Here is a 17,271-nt window from a genome sequence, read left to right as displayed (position 1 = left end):
CGGCGACGGCCCGTCAGGCCGCGTCGCGCACCCCGACCATGGTTTCCTCGGCCAGCCAATCCACCACCTTGTGCAGCGCCTCCCATCCGGTGGCGCCGTTCTCCAGCGCCTCCTGATAGATCGACACTTGGCGGTGGGCGCTGGTGCCGCGCGTGAGGATGTCGCGCGCCCGCTCCACCTCCGCCACGCAGCCGAAATGCGCGGCGTCCTCGCGGGTCAGGTCGATGATCTCCTCCAGCAGATCGCTGTAGGGAACGATCCGGCCCTGGCCGAAATCCACCAGCCCGCTGTCCAGCCCATAGCGCTGGGCGCGCCAGCGGTTTTCCTCGATCAGCATGTTCTTGTAGGGCCGCCACGTCACGTTGCGCAGCTTCAACCGCCACAGCATGCGCAGCAGGCAGCGGTACAGCGCCGCCACCGTCACCGCGTCGTCCAACCGGGTGCAAATGTCGGTGATGCGCATTTCCAGCGTGGGAAAGCGCGAGGAAGGGCGGATGTCCCACCACAGCTTGCTCGCGTCCTCGATCACGCCCGCGTTGACCAGCGCCCCGACATGGCTCTGATACTCGCCAAAGCTTTGGAAGCTGGCGGGCATGCCGGTGCGCGGCAACTCGTGCCAAACCGACAGGCGGTACGACCGCCGTTCCATGTCCCGCCCGCGCCAAAAGGGCGAGGAGGTCGAGAGCGCCAGCAGATGCGGCAGGAAGTAACGCACCTGATTCATCAAATCGATGCGCAGGTCGTCGTCTTCGATGCCGATGTGGACGTGCATGCCGCAAATCATCAGCCGCCGCGCCGGAGCGCCGAGATCGCGCGCCAGCATGTTGTAGCGGTCGCGGTTGGTGTGCTTCTGCGGCTCCCACGCGGCGAAGGGGTGAGTCGAGGCGGCGATGGGGGCCAAACCATGCTGGTCGGCCACCCCGGCGACGAGGGAGCGCAACGCCGCCAACTCCGCCCGCGCTTGGGCCAAGCTCGTGCAGACCGGCGTTCCAACCTCAATCTGGCACCGCAGGAATTCGGGATGGATGCGGCCCGGCGCCTGCGCCTGACAGGCTTCCAGCATTTCGTCGGGCGGGCTGGGCACGATGTCGCGCGTGGCGCGGTCCACCAGCAGATACTCTTCTTCCAACCCCAGGGTGAAGGACGGTTCCATGCGCTCAAACCCGTGGATAATGGTGGATGATCGCCAGATCGGGCGCGGCCAGCAAAGGTTCCAGCGCGTCGCCCAGCACCTGCGCCCACAACGCGACGCCCGTCTCGTCGTCAATCAGATCCTGGCGGACCTCCAACAGCGCGTTGGGGTAGCCCGCCGGGGTGGCGTGGGTCTCCACCGTGCCGCCGGTGGTGTCGCGCCCGGAATAGGGTTCGTTGTCGCCCACGCGCCACCGCCCATCGGCCCGCAACGCGTTGAGCAAGGGAACCGGCAAGCGCGGATCGCGATCCCACAAAACCCCAATGTGCCAGGGCCGGGGCACGCCGCGCATGGTCGGGGTGAAACTGTGAATCGACAACAGAATCGGCACTTGCCCACGCGCCCGAACGCGCGCGATCTCCTGCGCCACGGCCTCCTGATAGGGGCGGAACAGCGTGTCCACCCGCTGGGCTTGCGCGGCGGCGTCCAACGCCCGGTTTCCCGGAATCACCACCCCGTCGCTGATGACGGGAATGGCGGTCGGATCCGCCAAATCCCGGTTCGGGTCGATGACCAGCCGGGAATAGCCCGACAGCACCGCCGTCGCCCCGAAGCGTTCCGCCAGCCGCCGAGTCAAAGCGGCGGCCCCGATGTCATAGGCGATGTGACGGCCCAGTTGCTCCTTTGGCAAACCGAGATTCCCCAGGCTGCGCGGGATCGCCCGCGACGCATGGTCGCAGACCAGCAACAGCGGCCCGGTCGCTTGCGGGTTCAGCACCGTCACCGGCGGCGGATCGCCGGGGCCAAGGAGCGGGGGAAGCCCGCCGCGCGCCGGGCTTGGCGCGGTCACGGGGCGGTCGTGCGCGGCAGGCCCATGCCCGCCATCGGAGGAGGAGGAGGTCATCCACCCACAGTAGCGCAAGCCGTTGAGCGGGTGAAGGCGCAGGCGACGCCCGCGCCCGTCCTTGCCCCACCCATCCTTGGCTGACCGTTTGATAAACTGATAAGATCAGGCTTCAACGTTGCTGGAGCCTGTTCGATGTTTCGCCTGCTGTCCCTCCTGGGTCTGGTCGCGCTGCTGAGCGCCTGCGGTCCGATCTACGAAACGCAATACAGCATGATTCCGCCGACCACGAGCCAGGGGCGGCTGTGCGTGTCGCAGTGCCAGCAGGAACGCAGCCTGTGCCGCCAGACCTGCACGATGAGCGAACAGGCGTGCCGCGCCGACGCCCGCAGCCGCGCCGCCTACGATTATGAATCCTATGTGCGCCGCCAGACCGCCGAAAAGAAGCCGATCAAGAAATCGGTCAGCGATTTTGAAAACTCCTACGGGTGCAGCAACAACAGTTGCCATGACCGTTGCGAGGCCAATTACCGCGATTGCTTCGGCGGCCTGTGCGGCGGACAGGTGATCGCCACCAGGGTCTGCACGATGTTCTGCGACCAGCAGGGCGCGGCGGCCCCGAGCCAAACCCCGATGGCGACCGCTCAAAACACCGTGCCGTTGTCAGCCCCCACCGCCCCCCTGCAATCCGCGCCGACCGGCAACGACCGTTCGCTCTGCGTGCGCGGCATGAAGGTCGAGGTGCAGTGGAAGGGCGATTGGTACCCCGCCACCGTCACCGGCGGCGCCCGCGCCGATGGCCGTTGCCCGATCCATTACGAGGATTACGGCAGCGAGGATGACGAGTCCGTGTCGCTGACCCGCATCCGCCCGCGCTGACGCCGCCAACGCCGCCGCCCCACCCCGGTCTCTCGACCTTTGCCGGGGGCGGGCGGCGCGCACGGCAGCCATGACGCGCCCTCGTCTGGCACGGTTGGGGCGCTCTGGCTATAAGCGAAGGATGACCGATTCCCGCGTCCTCCCTGCCCTTCCCGCGCCGCACGCGCAGCGCCTCGCTTTGATCGCGCTGCTGGCTGGCGCGTTGAGCATCGCCTTCGCGCCAATCTTCGTGCGCCTGTCCGACGTTGGTCCGGTCGCCATCGCCTTCTGGCGCGTCGCCCTCTCCGCCCCCGTGCTGGCCCTGTGGATGAACCTGGAGCCGAAGGGCGGGCGCAGCCGCGCGCCCAGCACGCCGCGCGACTTCGCCCGGTTGACCCTGGCCGGTCTTTGCTTCGCCGGGGATTTGGTGATCTGGCATATCTCCATCGGCTACACCTCGGTCGCCAACTCCACTCTGTTGGCCAATTTCGCCCCGCTGTTCGTCGCCCCCGTCGCTTGGTTCCTGTTCAAGGAGCGCTTCACCGGCCGATTCGTCGTCGGCATGATTTTGGCGTTGGTGGGCGCCTTGATCCTGATGGGCGAAAGCTTTCGCCTCAGCGCCGATCATCTGTTCGGCGACGCGCTGGGCCTTCTGACAGCGGTGTTTTACGGCGGCTACATCCTGTCGGTCGGTCATCTGCGGTCGGAGTTTTCCACCGCCACGATCATGACCTGGAGCGGCGTCATCACCGCCGTCATCCTGTTGCCGGTCGCCATGATGTCCGGCCAGCCCCTGTTTCCGGCCAGCGCGGAAGGCTGGCTGGTTCTTGCCGGTTTGGCCCTGTTCAGCCACGCCGGAGGGCAGAGCCTGATCGCCTACGCCCTGGCCCATTTGCCAACCTCCTTCTCGTCGGTCAGTCTGCTGCTCCAGCCCGCCGCCGCCGCGATTCTGGCTTGGCTGTTGCTGGATGAACCATTGGGGGTCTTGCAAGCGGTCGGCGCAGCGGTGATTCTGGTTGGGATTTTGCTGGCTCGACGCGGCAGTCGCTGACAATCCACCCAGCCGCGCCCGTTCTGTGATTGACGGGTTCGGTCGTTGACCCGCGCCGTCGCTCCCGCTACGGCTATGACTTATCGCTTATGGAAAAGGGGGTTATCCTCGTGCCCGCCACCGACGACAGCGCTCACGGCTCCTCCTCCCCGCGCATCTCGGAATGGGTGGCGCAGCAGCTTCTTGACCGCATTTCGCGCGGCGAGTTGGTGCCGGGACAGCGATTGCCCGGTGAACGGCAATTGGCCGAACAGCTCCATGTCAGCCGGGTGTCCGTCCGCGCCGCGCTGCAAAAGCTGAAGACCCAAGGCTTCCTGACCGCCGTCCAAGGCGGCGGCACCCGAGTCGTCTCGTCCACGGGGATGATGGATGGCGCCCTGACCGCGATGGTGCGCGGCAAGCACGACAATCTTTGCGATCTGGTCGAAATCCGCATGGCGCTGGAAGGTTGGGCCGCCCGCCGCGCCGCCGAACACGCCACGCCTGAGCAAATCGCCAACATCGGCCGTATCCTGGCGGCGATGACCCAAACCGGCGGCGACGGCAACCGCGCCGCCGACGACATGGATTTCCATCTGTCGGTCGCCCAGGCGTCGGGCAGCCCGGTCTATCTCCATCTGCTCTCCACCATCCGCGACATTCTCGGCAACATGGTCGAGTTGAACCACACCGAACCCTACATGGAAAACCACGAGGCGCTGATGATCGACCATCACCGCGCCATCTACGACGCCATCGCCCGCCGCGACGCCGACGACGCCGCCAACGCCGTCACCGCCCATCTGGGCTGGGTGCTGGCCCGCTACCACGCCATGAACGCGGCGGCTGGCGGCGCGCCGACGGAAACCGCGCCGCCGCCCTCCCCCACCGCCGACTGACTCCCATCGCCAAACAAAAAGACCGCAGCCTCTCGCCGGAGGCTGCGGTCTTTTTGCATTCCCGATTCGGGCGAAGCCTCAGGCGAGGATCGCTTCGATCTGACGGCTCACCTCATCAATGTCGGCCATGCCGTCGACCGTCTTCAGCACGCCATGATCCTGGTAATAGGGCAGGATCGGCGCGGTCTGCTGATGGTACTGCGACAAACGAGTCGTCACCGTTTCGGCGTTGTCGTCGGCCCGGCGCTTGAACTCCGTGCCGCCGCAGGAGTCGCAGACTCCCTCGACCTTCGGCTTTTCAAAGACGTCGTGATAGCCCTTGCCGCATTTGGCGCAGGTGTAACGCCCCGTCACACGCTCGACCAGAACCTCGTCCACCACGCGCATTTCGATGACATGGTGGAGCTTCAGCCCCTTCTCAGCCAGCATCGCGTCCAGCGCCTCAGCTTGAGCCACGGTGCGCGGGAAGCCGTCGAGAATGAAGCCGTTGGCGACGTCGGGCTTGGAGATCCGCGCGCCAATGATCTCGACCATCAAGTCGTCGGGCATCAGCTTGCCCGCCGCCATGATCTCTTTGGCCTGCTGACCGAGCGGCCCGCCTTCGGCGACCATCGCGCGGAGCATGTCGCCGGTGGACAGTTGGACAAGCCCCCGCGTGTCCTCCAACCGACGCGCCTGCGTCCCCTTCCCGGCGCCCGGCGGCCCGAGCAGTATGAGGTTCATTACCTTCTCCCCCGAAGCTTTGATTTCTTAATCAATCCCTCATACTGGTGGGCCAGCAGGTGGGAATGAATCTGCGCAACCGTGTCCATCGTCACGGTGACGACGATCAGAAGGCTGGTGCCGCCAAAATAGAACGGAACCGAGTGCTGGGAAATCAAGATTTCGGGGAGGAGACAAACCGTCACAAGGTAGGCCGATCCGATCACCGTCAGGCGCGTCAACACATAATCGATGTGATCGGCGGTGTTCTTGCCAGGACGGATGCCGGGGATGAATCCGCCATATTTGCGGAGGTTGTCCGCCGTCTCGCCCGGATTGAACACGATGGCCGTGTAAAAGAAACAGAAGAACACGATCATCGCCGCGTACATCGCCATGTACAGCGGGGTGCCGTGCGCCAGATAGCGCGACACCGCCTGAAGCCATTCCGGTCCCTCGCCGCCAGCGAAACCAACGGCGGTCAAGGGCAGCAGCAGCAGCGACGACGCGAAGATCGGCGGGATGACGCCAGCGGTGTTCAGCTTCAGCGGCAGATGCGAGGCTTCGCCGCCGAACACCCGGTTGCCCACCTGTCGCTTGGGATACTGCACCAACAGACGGCGCTGGGCGCGCTCCATGAAGACGATGAAGAACACCACGCCAACCGCCATCACCAGCATGAGGATGATGAACAGCGTGGACAGAGCGCCCTGGCGCCCCAATTCCAGCGTGTTGACCAACGCGCGTGGCAGCTCCGCGACGATGCCGGCGAAGATGATGAGCGACGTGCCGTTGCCGATGCCGCGCGCGGTGATCTGCTCGCCCAGCCACATCAGGAACATGGTGCCGCCGACCAGCGTGATGACGGTGGCGATGCGGAAGAACAGGCCGGGGTCGATGACCGCCGCGCCCGACGACCCACGCATCGCCTCAAGACCGACGGCCAGGCCGTAAGCCTGAACCGTGGCGAGCGCCACCGTGCCGAATCGGGTGTATTGGTTGAGCTTCTTCCGCCCCGCCTCGCCTTCCTTCTTCATCGCTTCCATCTGCGGCGACACGGCGCTCAAGAGCTGCACGATGATCGACGCCGAGATGTACGGCATGATGTTCAGGGCGAAGATGGTCATGCGGTGCAGGGCGCCGCCGGCCAGCATGTCGAACATGCCGAGGATGCCGCTGCCCTGCTGCTTGAACACATCTTGCAGGATGTGCGGATCAATCCCGGGAATCGGGATGTAGGTGCCCAACCGATAGACGATCAGAGCCGCCAAGGTGAACCAAATCCGCTGTTTCAGCTCGGTCGCCTTGGAAAACGCCCCGAAATTGATGTTGGCGGCAAGCTGCTCGGCCGCTGATGCCATGGTCCGATCCCTGTCCCGTAAGTGCGAGCCTATAAGCGCGAATGGGGCGGTCCTGCGTGGTGCAGGCCGCCCCATAGCGACTACGCTTCTTGTAGTGCCGAAAACGGCGCCGTGCAAGCACAGCGCCGTCTGGTCACTTTCACTCGGCGGCTTCGTCGGCGGCTTCGGTCAGCGTGACGCTGCCCCCCGCCTTCTCGACCGCTTCGATGGCCGACTTGGACGCGCCCGCCACCGTGAAGGACACCTTCACGGTCAGCTCGCCCTTGCCCAGCAGACGGATGCCGTCCTTCTTCACCCGACCCGTCACGCCAGCCGCCTGAAGGGCGGCGGCGTCGATGGTCTCACCGGCGTTGAGCTTGCCGGAGTCAATGGCCTTCTGGATGTGCCCCAGATTGACCACCGAATATTCCTTGGCGAAGATGTTCCGGAAGCCGCGCTTCGGCAGACGACGGTGCAGAGGCATCTGCCCGCCTTCAAAGCCGTTGATCGCCACGCCGGTGCGCGAGGTTTGCCCCTTCACGCCACGGCCAGCGGTCTTGCCCTTGCCCGAACCAATGCCGCGACCGACGCGCATGCGCGCCTTGCGGGCACCGGCGTTGTCACGCAGGTCGTTGAGCTTCGTCATGACATCAGCCCTCGTTCTCGACGCGGACCAAGTGCGCGACCTTGGCGATCATGCCCCGCACGGCCGGAGTGTCCTCCAGCTCGCGGGTCCGGTTCAGCTTGTTGAGACCCAGGCCGACCAGCGTTTCGCGCTGATCGTGCTTACGCCCGATCGGGCTGCCGGTCTGGGTGACGACGACGGTCTTCTTCTCGGTCATGGTCAGGCCTCCTGACCAGCGCCAGCCTCACGACGGCCGAGGATGTCGCTGACGCGACGGCCACGGCGCGCCGCGACGGAGCGCGGGCTGGTGACTTGAGCAAGAGCGTCGAAGGTCGCCTTGATCATGTTGTGCGGGTTCGACGTGCCGATCGACTTGGTCACGACGTCCTGGACGCCGAGAGCCTCGAAGATCGCGCGCATCGGACCACCGGCGATGATGCCGGTGCCCGCCGGGGCGGCGCGCAGCACGACCTTGCCGGCCCCGAAGTGGCCGTTCGAGTCATGATGCAGCGTGCGGCCTTCGCGCAGCGGAACGCGGATCATGCCGCGCTTCGCCTGGTCGGTCGCCTTGCGGATCGCTTCCGGGACTTCACGGGCCTTGCCCGATCCAACGCCGACGCGGCCCTTGCCGTCGCCAACCACGACCAGAGCGGCGAAGCCGAAGCGACGGCCACCCTTCACCACCTTGGCGACGCGGTTGATGCCAACGAGCTTTTCAATCAGCTCGCTTTCTTCGCGGTCGCGGGGCTGCCGATCACGGTTGTCCCGACCGCCTTGTTCACGTGCCATTTCCGGGCCTCCTTAGAACGACAGCCCGCCCTCGCGGGCGGCGTCGGCCAGGGCCTTGACCCGGCCATGGTAAAGATAGCCGCCGCGATCGAACACGACCTCGGAGACGCCAGCCGCCTTGGCGCGTTCGGCGATCAGGACGCCGATGCGCTTGGCCGCTTCGACGTTGCCGCCGTGCTTGAGCTGCTCGCGCAGCTCCTTTTCGACCGACGAGGCCGAGGCAAGGGTCTTGCCGTTGGCGTCGTCGATGATCTGGGCGTAGATGTGCAGATTTGACCGGAAGACGGAGAGGCGAACACGCCCGCCGGCCTTCTTGGCAATCTGCGCGCGAACGCGCTGCTTGCGACGCTCGTTGAGTTGCTTTGGCTTCAGCATGGCGGTTACTTCTTCTTACCTTCCTTGCGCAGGACGGTCTCGGTGTCGTACTTGATGCCCTTGCCCTTGTAAGGCTCGGGCTTCTTCCAACCACGGATTTCCGCGGCCACCTGACCAACCTTGTGCTTGTCGTAACCCGACACCGAGATCGCGGTCGGCTTGTCGCACTTGATGGCGATGCCTTCCGGGATCGGGTACTTCACGTCGTGCGAGAAGCCGAGCTGCATGACCAGCTCTTTGCCCTGCACGGCCGCGCGATAACCGACGCCGTTGATCTCGAGGTTGATCGTGAAGCCTGCGCTCACGCCCGTGACCATGTTGTTGATCAGCGTGCGCGAGGTGGCCCACATGGTGCGGGCGCGCTTGCTGTCGTTTGCCGGCTTCACCACGACCTTGCCGTCTTCCAGCGTGGCCGTAATGTCGTCGATCAGGGTCAGGCTGAGCGAACCCAGCTTGCCCTTGGCCGTCACCAACTGACCGTTGACGTTCACGTCAACGCCAGCGGGGACCGGCACAGGATGCTTGCCAATGCGCGACATCGCGAATCCCCCTTAGAATACGCGGCAGAGGACTTCGCCGCCAACATTGGCGGCGCGGGCCTCGTTGTCCGACATGACGCCACGCGGAGTCGACAGGATCGACAGACCCAACCCGTTGAACACGCGGGGCAGATCGGAGATCTTGGAATACACGCGACGGCCGGGCTTCGACACGCGGGCGATCTGCTTAATGACAGGTTCGCCTTCGTGATACTTCAGCTCGATCTTCAGGTTCTTCACGCCGGGACGCAGGGTCTCTTCCGAGAACCCGCGAATGAACCCTTCGCGCTTCAGGACTTCCAAAACGTTGGTGCGCAGCTTTGACGCCGGGCTAACCACAACGGACATGCGGGCGTGCTGACCGTTGCGGATGCGGGTCAGCATATCGCCGAGCGGATCGCTCAAAGACATCGTCGGCCCCCCTTACCAGCTCGACTTCGTCATGCCCGGAATCTGGCCCGTCGAGGCCAGTTCGCGAAGCATGACACGACACAGCTTGAACTTCCGATAGAACGCCCGGGGACGCCCGGTCAGTTCACAACGGTTGCGCACGCGCGTCTTGGAAGAATTGCGCGGCAGTTCGGCCAGCTTGAGGCGGGCGGCGAACTGCTCTTCGGGAGGGAGCGAACGGTCGCTGGCGATGGCCTTCAGCTTGGCGCGCTTGGGCGCGTACTGCTTGGCCAGCTGGGCGCGACGCTTGTTCTTTTCGATGGAACTGGTCTTAGCCATGGTCGTGCTCCAGCCTCAGCTCACGAACGGCATGTCGAAACCTTTAAGGAGAGCCTTGGCTTCCTTATCGGTTTTCGCCGAGGTGACGATGATGATGTCCATTCCACGGATTTGATCGATCTTGTCGTAATCGATTTCCGGGAAAATGATCTGCTCTTTGACGCCCATGGCGTAGTTGCCACGACCATCGAAGCTCTTGCCCGAGACGCCGCGAAAATCGCGGACGCGCGGCAAGGCGATCGTCACCAGGCGGTCCAGGAACTCGTACATACGATCCCGGCGGAGCGTGACCTTGCAGCCGATCGCCATGCCTTCACGCAGCTTGAACTGCGCGATCGACTTGGACGACCTGGTCACAACCGGCTTTTGGCCGGAGATGGCGGTCAGTTCGGCGACGGCCAACTGGATCTTCTTGGAATCGGCGACAGCTTCGCCGACACCCATGTTGATGACGATCTTCTCGATGCGCGGAACTTCAAAATCGTTCGAGTAATTGAACTCGGACTTCAGCGAAGCGCGGATCTTGGAGTCGTAAACGTCTTTGAGACGTGCGGTCATGCCCGGGCCCTCACAGGTCAATGACTTCGCCGGACCGCTTGGCGACACGCACCTTGCGGCCATCCTCAAGAACCTTGAAGCCAACGCGAGTCGGCTTCCCGTCTTTCGGATCGATGTGAGCGAGGTTCGATGCCTGGATCGGCGCTTCGAACTCGACAATGCCACCCTGCGACTTCGCGCTGGCGCGCTGGTGCTTCTTCACCAGATTCACGCCCTGCACGACGACGCGGCCCTCCTTGGGGAGGACCTTGATGACTTCGCCGGTCTTGCCCTTGTCACGACCGGTCAGAACGACGACCTTGTCCTTGGTCTTGATCTTCGCGGCCATCACAGCACCTCCGGCGCCAGCGAGATGATCTTCATGAACTTCTTGCCGCGCAGCTCACGAGTGACCGGCCCGAAAATACGGGTGCCGATCGGCTCGCCTTGCTTGTTGATGAGCACGGCAGCGTTCCGGTCGAAACGGATCGCCGATCCGTCCTCCCGACGCAGTTCCTTCGCGGTGCGGACGATGACGGCACGATGCACGTCGCCCTTCTTGACGCGTCCCTTCGGAATGGCTTCCTTGACCGACACGACGATGACGTCGCCGACCGTGGCCACCTTCCGCTTGGACCCGCCAAGCACTTTGATGCACTGCACCCGGCGCGCCCCGCTGTTGTCGGCGACTTCCAGGTTGGTTTGCATCTGGATCATGGTTTACGACCTTTCGGTTGTCACGCGGCGCCGTTGTCGGCGACCGCCTCAGTCACGACCGTCCAACGCTTGCGCTTGGAGATCGGACGGCATTCGATGATCGAGACCGCATCGCCGACCTTGAAGAGGTTGCCCTCGTCGTGGGCGGCGTACTTCTTCGACTGACGAATGAACTTCTTGTACACGGGGTGCATAACGCGGCGTTCGACGAGAACCGTAACGGTCTTGTCGCCCTTGTCGCTGACCACCGTGCCCTGCATAACGCGGCGAGGCATGGATTATCCCCTTACTTGCCGGCTTCGGCGGAGCGGGCACGCTCGCCGATGATGGTCTTGATGCGGGCGATGTCGCGACGCACCACGCTCACCCGCGCCGTGTTCTCCAGTTGGCCGGAAGCCTTCTGGAAGCGCAGGTTGAACTGTTCCTTCTTGAGCTGGAGGAGCTGATCGTTCAGCTCATCCGCGCTCTTGGTCCGAATGTCTACGGCCTTCATGCCGCGCCCTCCTCGACACCGCCGAGGCGGGTCACAAGCTTAACCTTGATCGGCAGCTTCGCAGCGGCCAAAGCGAAGGCGGTTTTTGCCACATCTGCGGGCACGCCGTCCAGCTCAAACAGAATGCGACCCGGCTTAACCCGCGCCGCCCAGTATTCCGGCGTACCCTTGCCGGAACCCATGCGGACTTCGGCGGGCTTCGTCGACACCGGGAGATCCGGGAAAATGCGGATCCAGACACGGCCTTGGCGCTTCATCGCGCGGGTGATCGCGCGGCGAGCCGCTTCGATCTGCCGCGCCGTGATGCGCTCCGGCTCCAGGGCCTTCAAACCGAACGAACCGAAGTTCAGATCGGTGCCGCCCTTGGCGTTGCCGTGGATGCGGCCCTTGTGGGCCTTGCGGTATTTCGTGCGCTTGGGAGAAAGCATCGCTCGGCCCCTTTACTCGCGTTCGGAGCGCTCGGAGCGCTCACGACGGTCGCGGCGATCATGACGATCACGGCGCGGCTCGCCATCGGTGGGCACCAGCTCATTGCCCATGCGCTTGTCCTGCGCCATCGGGTCGTGAGCCATGACCTCGCCCTTGAACACCCACACCTTGACACCGCAGGTGCCGTAGGTGGTCTTGGCGGTGCCGATACCGTAATCGATGTCGGCGCGCAGGGTGTGCAACGGCACGCGGCCTTCGCGATACCATTCCATGCGGGCGATTTCCGCCCCGCCCAGACGACCGGAGCAGTTGATCCGGATGCCCTGGGCGCCGAGACGCATGGCGGACTGCACGGCGCGCTTCATGGCGCGACGGAAGGCCACACGGCGCTCAAGCTGGCTGGCGATGTTCTCGGCGATGAGGCGAGCGTCGATTTCCGGCTTGCGGATTTCGACGATGTTCAGGCTCACCTCGCTGCCGGTCATCTTCGACAGTTCAAGACGCAGCTTCTCGATGTCCGCGCCCTTCTTGCCGATCACCACGCCCGGACGGGCCGAGTGAATGGTGATGCGGGCCTTCTTGGCCGGACGCTCGATCACGACGCGCGAGACGCCAGCCTGTTGCAGGCGGCCCTGAAGATAACCGCGCAGCTTCAGATCTTGGTGCAGCAGGTTGGCGTAGTCGCGCTTGGCGAACCAGCGGCTGTCCCAGGTCCGATTGATGCCGAGACGCAGCCCAATCGGGTTGATTTTCTGACCCATCTTATTCGGCCCCTTCGGCAACGGCAGCGTCGCGTTCGCGAACGATGATCGTCAGGTTGCTGAACAGCTTTTCAACCCGGGCGCCGCGACCGCGGGCACGGGCATGGAAGCGCTTCATCACCAGAGCGCGACCAACCGTCGCCGACGACACGTACAGACGGTCGACGTCGAGCTGATGATTGTTCTCGGCGTTCGCGATCGCCGCCTGAAGCACCTTCTTCACCTCGACCGCGATGCGGCGCTTGGAGAAGGTCAACTCGGCGACGGCGCGGCTGGCATCCATGTTGCGGATCAGCTGGGCGACGAGGTTGAGCTTGCGCGGGCTGGTGCGGATCATCGGATTGCGGGCCAGGGCCTCGTTCTCCGCGACCCGGCTGGGGTTGGCAGACTTGCCCATGGCTTACTTCCTCTTCGCCTTCTTGTCCGCCGCATGACCGTAGAAGGTCCGCGTCGGAGCGAACTCGCCGAACTTATGACCGATCATGTGTTCGGTGATAATGACCGGCAGGAACTTGTGGCCGTTGTAGACGCCGAACGTCAAACCCACGAACTGCGGCAGGATGGTCGAGCGACGCGACCAGATCTTGATGATCTCGTTGCGACCCGAAGCCCGGCTCTTGTCCGCCTTCTTGAGCAGATAGCCGTCGACGAACGGGCCTTTCCAAACGGAGCGTGCCATCGTTCGACCTCCTTACTTCGAATGACGGCGGCGCAGGATCAGGCCATCCGTCTTTTTGTTGTGACGCGTCTTCTTGCCCTTGGTCGGCTTGCCCCACGGCGTGACCGGATGACGGCCACCCGACGTGCGACCTTCACCACCACCGTGCGGGTGGTCGATCGGGTTCATGGCGACGCCACGCACCGACGGACGAACGCCCAGCCAACGCTTGCGGCCAGCCTTGCCGAGGTTGGTGTTCATCTGGTCGGGGTTCGACACCGCGCCCAGAGTCGCCATGCACTCGCCACGCACCACACGCAGCTCGCCCGAGGGGAGCTTGAGCTGGGCGTAACCGCCGTCGCGGCCAACGAGCTGGAGGTAGGTGCCCGCCGAACGCGCGACCTGACCACCCTTGCCCGCCTTGAGCTCGACGTTGTGCACGATCGAGCCGACCGGGATGCTGCGCAGCGGCATCGCGTTGCCGGGCTTCACATCGACCTTCTCGCCCGAGATGACCGTGTCGCCAACCTTCAAACGCTGCGGCGCCAGGATGTAGGACAAGGTCCCGTCCTGGTACTTGATGAGCGCGATGAAGGCCGTGCGGTTCGGGTCATATTCCAGCCGTTCAACCACGGCCGGGACGTCGAACTTGCGGCGCTTGAAGTCCACCAGACGGTAGACGCGCTTGTGACCGCCACCAATCCGGCGCGCGGTGATGCGCCCGGTGTTGTTGCGGCCGCCGGACTTGGTCAGACCCTCGGTGAGAGCCTTGACCGGCTTGCCCTTCCACAGCTCCGAGCGGTCAACGATGACCAGCTGGCGGAGCGACGGAGTGATTGGGCGGTATTGCTTCAGAGCCATCGGATCACACTCCCGCTCAGATGCCCGTGGTCACGTCGATCTTATTACCCTCGGCGAGGGTAACGACGGCCTTCTTGAAGTCCGAACGACGGCCCATGACGCCGCGGAACCGCTTGGTCTTGCCCTTGGAAATCAGGGTGTTGACGGCAGTCACCTTGACGTTGAAGAGACCTTCAACGGCGGCCTTGATCTCCGGCTTCGACGCCGTGAGGGGCACACGGAAGACAACCTGGTTGTGCTCCGACACCATCGTCGACTTCTCGGTGATGACGGGAGCGAGGATCAGGTCGTACATCCGCTCCTGAGTCACCGAAGGTTTCGACTGCTTGCTCATTTCAGGCGAGCCTCCAGTTGCTCAACCGCGTTGCGGGTCAGGACCAGCGTGTCGCGGCGGAGAATGTCGTAGACGTTGGCGCCCTGCTCGGGCAGCACGTCGATCAGCGGGATGTTGCGCGAGGCCTTGGCGAAATTCTCGTCCAGGTTCGAGCCATCGATGATCAACGCCGACGTCAGACCCAGGGTGGCCAGGCGAACCGCCAGCTCCTTGGTCTTGTGGCTGTCGGCGGCGGCGCTGTCGAGAACGATCAGCTTGCCTTCGGCGACCTTTGCCGACAGGGCGGTCTTCAGGGCCAGCTTGCGGACCTTCTTGGTCAGGTCATGCTCGTGCGAACGAACGACCGGGCCGAAGATGGTCGCGCCGCCACGGAACTGCGGCGAGCGGATGGAACCCTGACGAGCGCGACCGGTGCCCTTCTGCCCATAGGGCTTCTTGGTCGTTCCGCGAATCTCGCTGATGCCCTTGGTCTTATGGTTGCCGGAGCGGCGCTTGGCCAACTGCCAGTTGACCATGCGAGCCAGCAGATCGGTGCGGTGCGGCAGGCCGAACACGGCCTCCGACAGCTCGATCTCGCCAACGGCTTCGTTGTTCAGATTCTTGATCGTGGCCTTCATGGCGCTCACTCCTGCGACTCGGCCGGGGCGTCAACCGCCGTCGGCGCAGCCTTGATGGCCGCCGGGAAGGGCAGGCCTTCCGGGGCCTTCTTCTTCACGGCGTCGCGGATGCGCAGCCAACCGCCTTCGGCGCCGGGGACGGCGCCCTTCAGCAGGATCAGACCACGGGCCTCGTCAACCGACACGACCTGGAGGTTCAGGACCGTGACCTTCTCGTCGCCGAGATGGCCGGCCATCTTCTTGTTCTTGAAGACCTTGCCGGGATCCTGACGGTTGCCCGTCGAACCGTGCGAGCGGTGCGACACCGACACGCCGTGCGTGGCGCGCAGACCACCGAAGTTCCACCGCTTCATCGCACCGGCGAAGCCCTTGCCGATGGAGGTGCCGGTGACGTCCACGAATTGCCCGGCGACGAAATGGGCGGCCGAAATCTCGGCGCCGACTTCGATCAGGGCATCGGCGTCAACGCGGAACTCGACCAGCTTGCGCTTGGGTTCCACGCGCGCCTTGGCGAAATGCCCACGCTCAGGCTTCGTGACGTTCTTCACCTTGATGGCGCCCGCGCCGAGCTGAACGGCGGTGTAGCCGTCCGTCTCTTCGGTGCGAACGGCGACGACCTGGCAGCTGTCGACTTTCAGCACAGTCACCGGGATGTGTTGACCGTCGTCGGTGAAGACGCGGGTCATTCCCAGCTTCTGCGCGATCAAACCGGATCGCATTGTTCTTTATCTCCTGACCAGGGACATCCGTTGAGCGGAGAGGTCCCTCACCAAACCAAAATCAGAGCTTGATCTCGACATCCACGCCAGCGGCGAGGTCGAGCTTCATGAGCGCGTCCACCGTCTGCGGCGTCGGATCGACGATGTCGAGCAAACGCTTGTGGGTGCGGATCTCGAACTGCTCGCGCGACTTCTTGTCGATGTGCGGCGAACGGTTCACCGTAAACTTTTCGATCTGCGTCGGCAGGGGAATCGGCCCCCGCACGCGCGCGCCGGTCCGCTTGGCGGTGTTGACGATCTCGCTGGTCGACTGGTCGAGCACGCGATGATCGAACGCCTTCAGGCGGATGCGGATGTTCTGGCTGTCCATGTCCAAACGTCCCTTGCACCTCGTAGCGATGACGCGGACGCGTCACCGGAACCCCCACAAACCTTCTCGGACCGATTGACGGCAATGAGCCGCGCGCCGTTCCGTGAAAGCGGGCGGCGGGCGACACTCTGACCGTTTATGACGGGCCGATACGAAAAGAACATCCCCCGCGCGGACGCGCGGAAGGGATGTTCCGGTCAGCTCTGAGCGCCGTGAAGCCAAGAATTGGCGGGGCGCCGTTTGCCGTTCGTTATCGGGCTGCGTCTAGGCCGAACCTGCCTACCACCAACCCAAAATCCAGAGGGCGTAATCTCTATGACGACGCCGCCCCCGTGTCAATCCTGATTCTCCCATTGAAGGAGAATGCCTGATCGGCACGTGGCGGCGGCGGTCAGAGCTTGCGCCCAATAGCTAGAACCAGCGAACGAAGCGGAGCCGATCACCCGGCTCCGCCCGTCGCAACCCAAACGAACTTACTTGCTGATCGAGGCGACGACGCCGGCGCCGACGGTGCGGCCACCCTCACGGATGGCGAAGCGCAGACCTTCGTCCATGGCGATCGGGGCGATCAGTTCGACGTCCATGGCGATGTTGTCGCCCGGCATCACCATCTCCACGCCTTCCGGCAGCGAGACCATGCCCGTCACGTCGGTCGTGCGGAAATAGAACTGCGGACGGTAGTTGGTGAAGAACGGCGTGTGGCGACCGCCCTCTTCCTTCGTCAGGATGTAGGCTTCGGCCTTGAACTTGGTGTGCGGGGTGATCGAACCCGGCTTGGCCAGAACCTGGCCGCGCTCGACGTCTTCGCGCTTCGTGCCGCGCAGCAGCGCGCCGATGTTGTCGCCAGCCTGGCCCGACTCGAGCAGCTTGCGGAACATTTCAACGCCGGTCACGGTCGTCTTCACCGTGGCCT

At 64.3% G+C, this 17,271-nt stretch carries 29 protein-coding genes; 3 read left to right on the top strand and 26 right to left on the bottom strand.

Features of this window, described 5'->3' with window-relative positions; all coding sequences use genetic code 11:
* Positions 1-13: 13 nt before the first annotated feature.
* Together ACODS4_RS10080 and ACODS4_RS10075 are read right to left on the bottom strand one after the other, a co-directional pair.
* Entirely contained in the window at positions 14-1,153 is a 1,140-nt protein-coding gene (locus tag ACODS4_RS10080; RefSeq protein WP_488863196.1) for a carboxylate-amine ligase, read from the bottom strand.
* A 4-nt stretch (positions 1,154-1,157) separates the two neighbouring features.
* Positions 1,158-1,982: an N-formylglutamate amidohydrolase gene (locus tag ACODS4_RS10075; RefSeq protein ID WP_488863194.1), complete on the bottom strand. Its 825-nt coding sequence runs from the start codon at positions 1,980-1,982 to the stop codon at positions 1,158-1,160.
* A gap of 189 nt (positions 1,983-2,171) precedes the next feature.
* On the opposite strand from ACODS4_RS10075, the gene ACODS4_RS10070 reads away from it, so the two are divergent.
* The 3 genes from ACODS4_RS10070 (at position 2,172) to ACODS4_RS10060 (ending at position 4,763) form a co-directional block, all read left to right on the top strand.
* Positions 2,172-2,855 carry an MBT domain-containing protein gene (locus ACODS4_RS10070; RefSeq protein ID WP_488863192.1) on the top strand — a complete coding sequence of 228 codons (684 nt, stop codon included), beginning with the start codon at positions 2,172-2,174 and terminating at the stop codon, positions 2,853-2,855.
* Between the two features lie 121 nt (positions 2,856-2,976).
* The gene (locus ACODS4_RS10065) at positions 2,977-3,885 is read left to right on the top strand and encodes a DMT family transporter (RefSeq protein WP_488863190.1); all 909 of its coding nucleotides are present in this window, start codon (positions 2,977-2,979) and stop codon (positions 3,883-3,885) included.
* A 110-nt stretch (positions 3,886-3,995) separates the two neighbouring features.
* A complete protein-coding gene (locus tag ACODS4_RS10060) occupies positions 3,996-4,763 on the top strand; it encodes a FadR/GntR family transcriptional regulator (RefSeq protein WP_488863188.1) in 768 nt (255 codons plus the stop codon).
* Between the two features lie 78 nt (positions 4,764-4,841).
* Here the strand turns inward: ACODS4_RS10060 and ACODS4_RS10055 are convergent, their stop codons facing one another.
* The 24 genes from ACODS4_RS10055 to ACODS4_RS09940 form a co-directional block, all read right to left on the bottom strand.
* Positions 4,842-5,486, bottom strand: coding sequence for an adenylate kinase (locus ACODS4_RS10055; protein WP_488863186.1), 645 nt, complete (start codon positions 5,484-5,486; stop codon positions 4,842-4,844).
* Positions 5,486-6,826: a preprotein translocase subunit SecY gene (gene secY / locus ACODS4_RS10050; RefSeq protein WP_488863184.1), complete on the bottom strand. Its 1,341-nt coding sequence runs from the start codon at positions 6,824-6,826 to the stop codon at positions 5,486-5,488. The genes ACODS4_RS10055 and secY overlap by 1 nt, the downstream gene beginning before the upstream one ends.
* 139 nt (positions 6,827-6,965) lie before the next feature.
* The gene (rplO, locus tag ACODS4_RS10045) at positions 6,966-7,451 is read right to left on the bottom strand and encodes a 50S ribosomal protein L15 (protein ID WP_488863182.1); all 486 of its coding nucleotides are present in this window, start codon (positions 7,449-7,451) and stop codon (positions 6,966-6,968) included.
* Positions 7,452-7,455: 4 nt separating this feature from the next.
* Positions 7,456-7,647, bottom strand: coding sequence for a 50S ribosomal protein L30 (gene rpmD, locus ACODS4_RS10040; RefSeq protein ID WP_119832105.1), 192 nt, complete (start codon positions 7,645-7,647; stop codon positions 7,456-7,458).
* A 2-nt stretch (positions 7,648-7,649) separates the two neighbouring features.
* Complete coding sequence (rpsE, locus tag ACODS4_RS10035; protein ID WP_488863180.1) at positions 7,650-8,219, bottom strand: 30S ribosomal protein S5; 570 nt, start codon at positions 8,217-8,219, stop codon at positions 7,650-7,652.
* 12 nt (positions 8,220-8,231) lie between these two features.
* Positions 8,232-8,594 (bottom strand): 50S ribosomal protein L18, encoded by a 363-nt coding sequence (rplR, locus tag ACODS4_RS10030; protein ID WP_298369567.1) that lies wholly within the window; start codon positions 8,592-8,594, stop codon positions 8,232-8,234.
* A gap of 5 nt (positions 8,595-8,599) precedes the next feature.
* Positions 8,600-9,133: a 50S ribosomal protein L6 gene (gene rplF / locus ACODS4_RS10025; RefSeq protein WP_488863178.1), complete on the bottom strand. Its 534-nt coding sequence runs from the start codon at positions 9,131-9,133 to the stop codon at positions 8,600-8,602.
* A 12-nt stretch (positions 9,134-9,145) separates the two neighbouring features.
* Entirely contained in the window at positions 9,146-9,544 is a 399-nt protein-coding gene (rpsH, locus tag ACODS4_RS10020; protein ID WP_298369573.1) for a 30S ribosomal protein S8, read from the bottom strand.
* 12 nt (positions 9,545-9,556) lie between these two features.
* A complete protein-coding gene (gene rpsN, locus ACODS4_RS10015; protein ID WP_119832100.1) occupies positions 9,557-9,862 on the bottom strand; it encodes a 30S ribosomal protein S14 in 306 nt (101 codons plus the stop codon).
* Between the two features lie 15 nt (positions 9,863-9,877).
* Positions 9,878-10,420: a 50S ribosomal protein L5 gene (rplE, locus tag ACODS4_RS10010; protein WP_488863176.1), complete on the bottom strand. Its 543-nt coding sequence runs from the start codon at positions 10,418-10,420 to the stop codon at positions 9,878-9,880.
* Positions 10,421-10,430: 10 nt separating this feature from the next.
* A complete protein-coding gene (rplX, locus tag ACODS4_RS10005; protein ID WP_119832098.1) occupies positions 10,431-10,748 on the bottom strand; it encodes a 50S ribosomal protein L24 in 318 nt (105 codons plus the stop codon).
* The gene (gene rplN, locus ACODS4_RS10000; protein ID WP_012973215.1) at positions 10,748-11,116 is read right to left on the bottom strand and encodes a 50S ribosomal protein L14; all 369 of its coding nucleotides are present in this window, start codon (positions 11,114-11,116) and stop codon (positions 10,748-10,750) included. Before rplN ends, rplX begins: the two co-directional genes overlap by 1 nt.
* Before the next feature lie 20 nt (positions 11,117-11,136).
* Positions 11,137-11,391, bottom strand: a complete 255-nt coding sequence (gene rpsQ / locus ACODS4_RS09995) for a 30S ribosomal protein S17 (protein ID WP_488863173.1) — start codon at positions 11,389-11,391, stop codon at positions 11,137-11,139.
* An 11-nt stretch (positions 11,392-11,402) separates the two neighbouring features.
* A complete protein-coding gene (gene rpmC / locus ACODS4_RS09990; RefSeq protein ID WP_298369593.1) occupies positions 11,403-11,609 on the bottom strand; it encodes a 50S ribosomal protein L29 in 207 nt (68 codons plus the stop codon).
* Entirely contained in the window at positions 11,606-12,037 is a 432-nt protein-coding gene (rplP, locus tag ACODS4_RS09985) for a 50S ribosomal protein L16 (protein WP_119832094.1), read from the bottom strand. Before rplP ends, rpmC begins: the two co-directional genes overlap by 4 nt.
* A 12-nt stretch (positions 12,038-12,049) precedes the next feature.
* Positions 12,050-12,799 carry a 30S ribosomal protein S3 gene (rpsC, locus tag ACODS4_RS09980; protein WP_488863172.1) on the bottom strand — a complete coding sequence of 250 codons (750 nt, stop codon included), beginning with the start codon at positions 12,797-12,799 and terminating at the stop codon, positions 12,050-12,052.
* A 1-nt stretch (position 12,800) separates the two neighbouring features.
* Complete coding sequence (gene rplV / locus ACODS4_RS09975; RefSeq protein WP_119832092.1) at positions 12,801-13,196, bottom strand: 50S ribosomal protein L22; 396 nt, start codon at positions 13,194-13,196, stop codon at positions 12,801-12,803.
* A gap of 3 nt (positions 13,197-13,199) precedes the next feature.
* Complete coding sequence (rpsS, locus tag ACODS4_RS09970; RefSeq protein ID WP_119832091.1) at positions 13,200-13,478, bottom strand: 30S ribosomal protein S19; 279 nt, start codon at positions 13,476-13,478, stop codon at positions 13,200-13,202.
* A 12-nt stretch (positions 13,479-13,490) separates the two neighbouring features.
* Complete coding sequence (gene rplB / locus ACODS4_RS09965; protein WP_119832090.1) at positions 13,491-14,318, bottom strand: 50S ribosomal protein L2; 828 nt, start codon at positions 14,316-14,318, stop codon at positions 13,491-13,493.
* 16 nt (positions 14,319-14,334) lie between these two features.
* Complete coding sequence (locus ACODS4_RS09960) at positions 14,335-14,652, bottom strand: 50S ribosomal protein L23 (RefSeq protein ID WP_488863168.1); 318 nt, start codon at positions 14,650-14,652, stop codon at positions 14,335-14,337.
* Positions 14,649-15,269 carry a 50S ribosomal protein L4 gene (gene rplD, locus ACODS4_RS09955; protein ID WP_298369612.1) on the bottom strand — a complete coding sequence of 207 codons (621 nt, stop codon included), beginning with the start codon at positions 15,267-15,269 and terminating at the stop codon, positions 14,649-14,651. Before rplD ends, ACODS4_RS09960 begins: the two co-directional genes overlap by 4 nt.
* A gap of 5 nt (positions 15,270-15,274) precedes the next feature.
* Positions 15,275-15,988, bottom strand: a complete 714-nt coding sequence (rplC, locus tag ACODS4_RS09950; RefSeq protein ID WP_298369615.1) for a 50S ribosomal protein L3 — start codon at positions 15,986-15,988, stop codon at positions 15,275-15,277.
* A gap of 61 nt (positions 15,989-16,049) precedes the next feature.
* A complete protein-coding gene (gene rpsJ, locus ACODS4_RS09945) occupies positions 16,050-16,358 on the bottom strand; it encodes a 30S ribosomal protein S10 (RefSeq protein WP_085555136.1) in 309 nt (102 codons plus the stop codon).
* Positions 16,359-16,831: 473 nt separating this feature from the next.
* The coding region (locus tag ACODS4_RS09940) for an EF-Tu C-terminal domain-related protein (RefSeq protein WP_488863165.1) at positions 16,832-17,271 on the bottom strand (440 nt) is incomplete at its 5' end.

The organism is Azospirillum sp. FG154 (genome assembly GCF_057809575.1).
Note: the sequence above shows the minus strand (reverse complement) of the source record. Positions and strands in the feature narration are given on the sequence as shown.

Excerpts from the sequence above, each read along its gene's own strand:
- ACODS4_RS10080 (WP_488863196.1), bottom strand. The coding sequence starts at position 1,153 with ATGGAACCGTCCTTCACCCTGGGGTTGGAAGAAGAGTATCTGCTGGTG.
- ACODS4_RS10070 (WP_488863192.1), top strand. The coding sequence starts at position 2,172 with ATGTTTCGCCTGCTGTCCCTCCTGGGTCTGGTCGCGCTGCTGAGCGCC.
- ACODS4_RS10065 (WP_488863190.1), top strand. The coding sequence starts at position 2,977 with ATGACCGATTCCCGCGTCCTCCCTGCCCTTCCCGCGCCGCACGCGCAG.
- ACODS4_RS10055 (WP_488863186.1), bottom strand. The coding sequence starts at position 5,486 with ATGAACCTCATACTGCTCGGGCCGCCGGGCGCCGGGAAGGGGACGCAG.
- secY (WP_488863184.1), bottom strand. The coding sequence starts at position 6,826 with ATGGCATCAGCGGCCGAGCAGCTTGCCGCCAACATCAATTTCGGGGCG.
- rplO (WP_488863182.1), bottom strand. The coding sequence starts at position 7,451 with ATGACGAAGCTCAACGACCTGCGTGACAACGCCGGTGCCCGCAAGGCG.
- rpmD (WP_119832105.1), bottom strand. The coding sequence starts at position 7,647 with ATGACCGAGAAGAAGACCGTCGTCGTCACCCAGACCGGCAGCCCGATC.
- rpsE (WP_488863180.1), bottom strand. The coding sequence starts at position 8,219 with ATGGCACGTGAACAAGGCGGTCGGGACAACCGTGATCGGCAGCCCCGC.
- rplR (WP_298369567.1), bottom strand. The coding sequence starts at position 8,594 with ATGCTGAAGCCAAAGCAACTCAACGAGCGTCGCAAGCAGCGCGTTCGC.
- rplF (WP_488863178.1), bottom strand. The coding sequence starts at position 9,133 with ATGTCGCGCATTGGCAAGCATCCTGTGCCGGTCCCCGCTGGCGTTGAC.
- rpsH (WP_298369573.1), bottom strand. The coding sequence starts at position 9,544 with ATGTCTTTGAGCGATCCGCTCGGCGATATGCTGACCCGCATCCGCAAC.
- rpsN (WP_119832100.1), bottom strand. The coding sequence starts at position 9,862 with ATGGCTAAGACCAGTTCCATCGAAAAGAACAAGCGTCGCGCCCAGCTG.
- rplE (WP_488863176.1), bottom strand. The coding sequence starts at position 10,420 with ATGACCGCACGTCTCAAAGACGTTTACGACTCCAAGATCCGCGCTTCG.
- rplX (WP_119832098.1), bottom strand. The coding sequence starts at position 10,748 with ATGGCCGCGAAGATCAAGACCAAGGACAAGGTCGTCGTTCTGACCGGT.
- rplN (WP_012973215.1), bottom strand. The coding sequence starts at position 11,116 with ATGATCCAGATGCAAACCAACCTGGAAGTCGCCGACAACAGCGGGGCG.
- rpsQ (WP_488863173.1), bottom strand. The coding sequence starts at position 11,391 with ATGCCTCGCCGCGTTATGCAGGGCACGGTGGTCAGCGACAAGGGCGAC.
- rpmC (WP_298369593.1), bottom strand. The coding sequence starts at position 11,609 with ATGAAGGCCGTAGACATTCGGACCAAGAGCGCGGATGAGCTGAACGAT.
- rplP (WP_119832094.1), bottom strand. The coding sequence starts at position 12,037 with ATGCTTTCTCCCAAGCGCACGAAATACCGCAAGGCCCACAAGGGCCGC.
- rpsC (WP_488863172.1), bottom strand. The coding sequence starts at position 12,799 with ATGGGTCAGAAAATCAACCCGATTGGGCTGCGTCTCGGCATCAATCGG.
- rplV (WP_119832092.1), bottom strand. The coding sequence starts at position 13,196 with ATGGGCAAGTCTGCCAACCCCAGCCGGGTCGCGGAGAACGAGGCCCTG.
- rpsS (WP_119832091.1), bottom strand. The coding sequence starts at position 13,478 with ATGGCACGCTCCGTTTGGAAAGGCCCGTTCGTCGACGGCTATCTGCTC.
- rplB (WP_119832090.1), bottom strand. The coding sequence starts at position 14,318 with ATGGCTCTGAAGCAATACCGCCCAATCACTCCGTCGCTCCGCCAGCTG.
- ACODS4_RS09960 (WP_488863168.1), bottom strand. The coding sequence starts at position 14,652 with ATGAGCAAGCAGTCGAAACCTTCGGTGACTCAGGAGCGGATGTACGAC.
- rplD (WP_298369612.1), bottom strand. The coding sequence starts at position 15,269 with ATGAAGGCCACGATCAAGAATCTGAACAACGAAGCCGTTGGCGAGATC.
- rplC (WP_298369615.1), bottom strand. The coding sequence starts at position 15,988 with ATGCGATCCGGTTTGATCGCGCAGAAGCTGGGAATGACCCGCGTCTTC.
- rpsJ (WP_085555136.1), bottom strand. The coding sequence starts at position 16,358 with ATGGACAGCCAGAACATCCGCATCCGCCTGAAGGCGTTCGATCATCGC.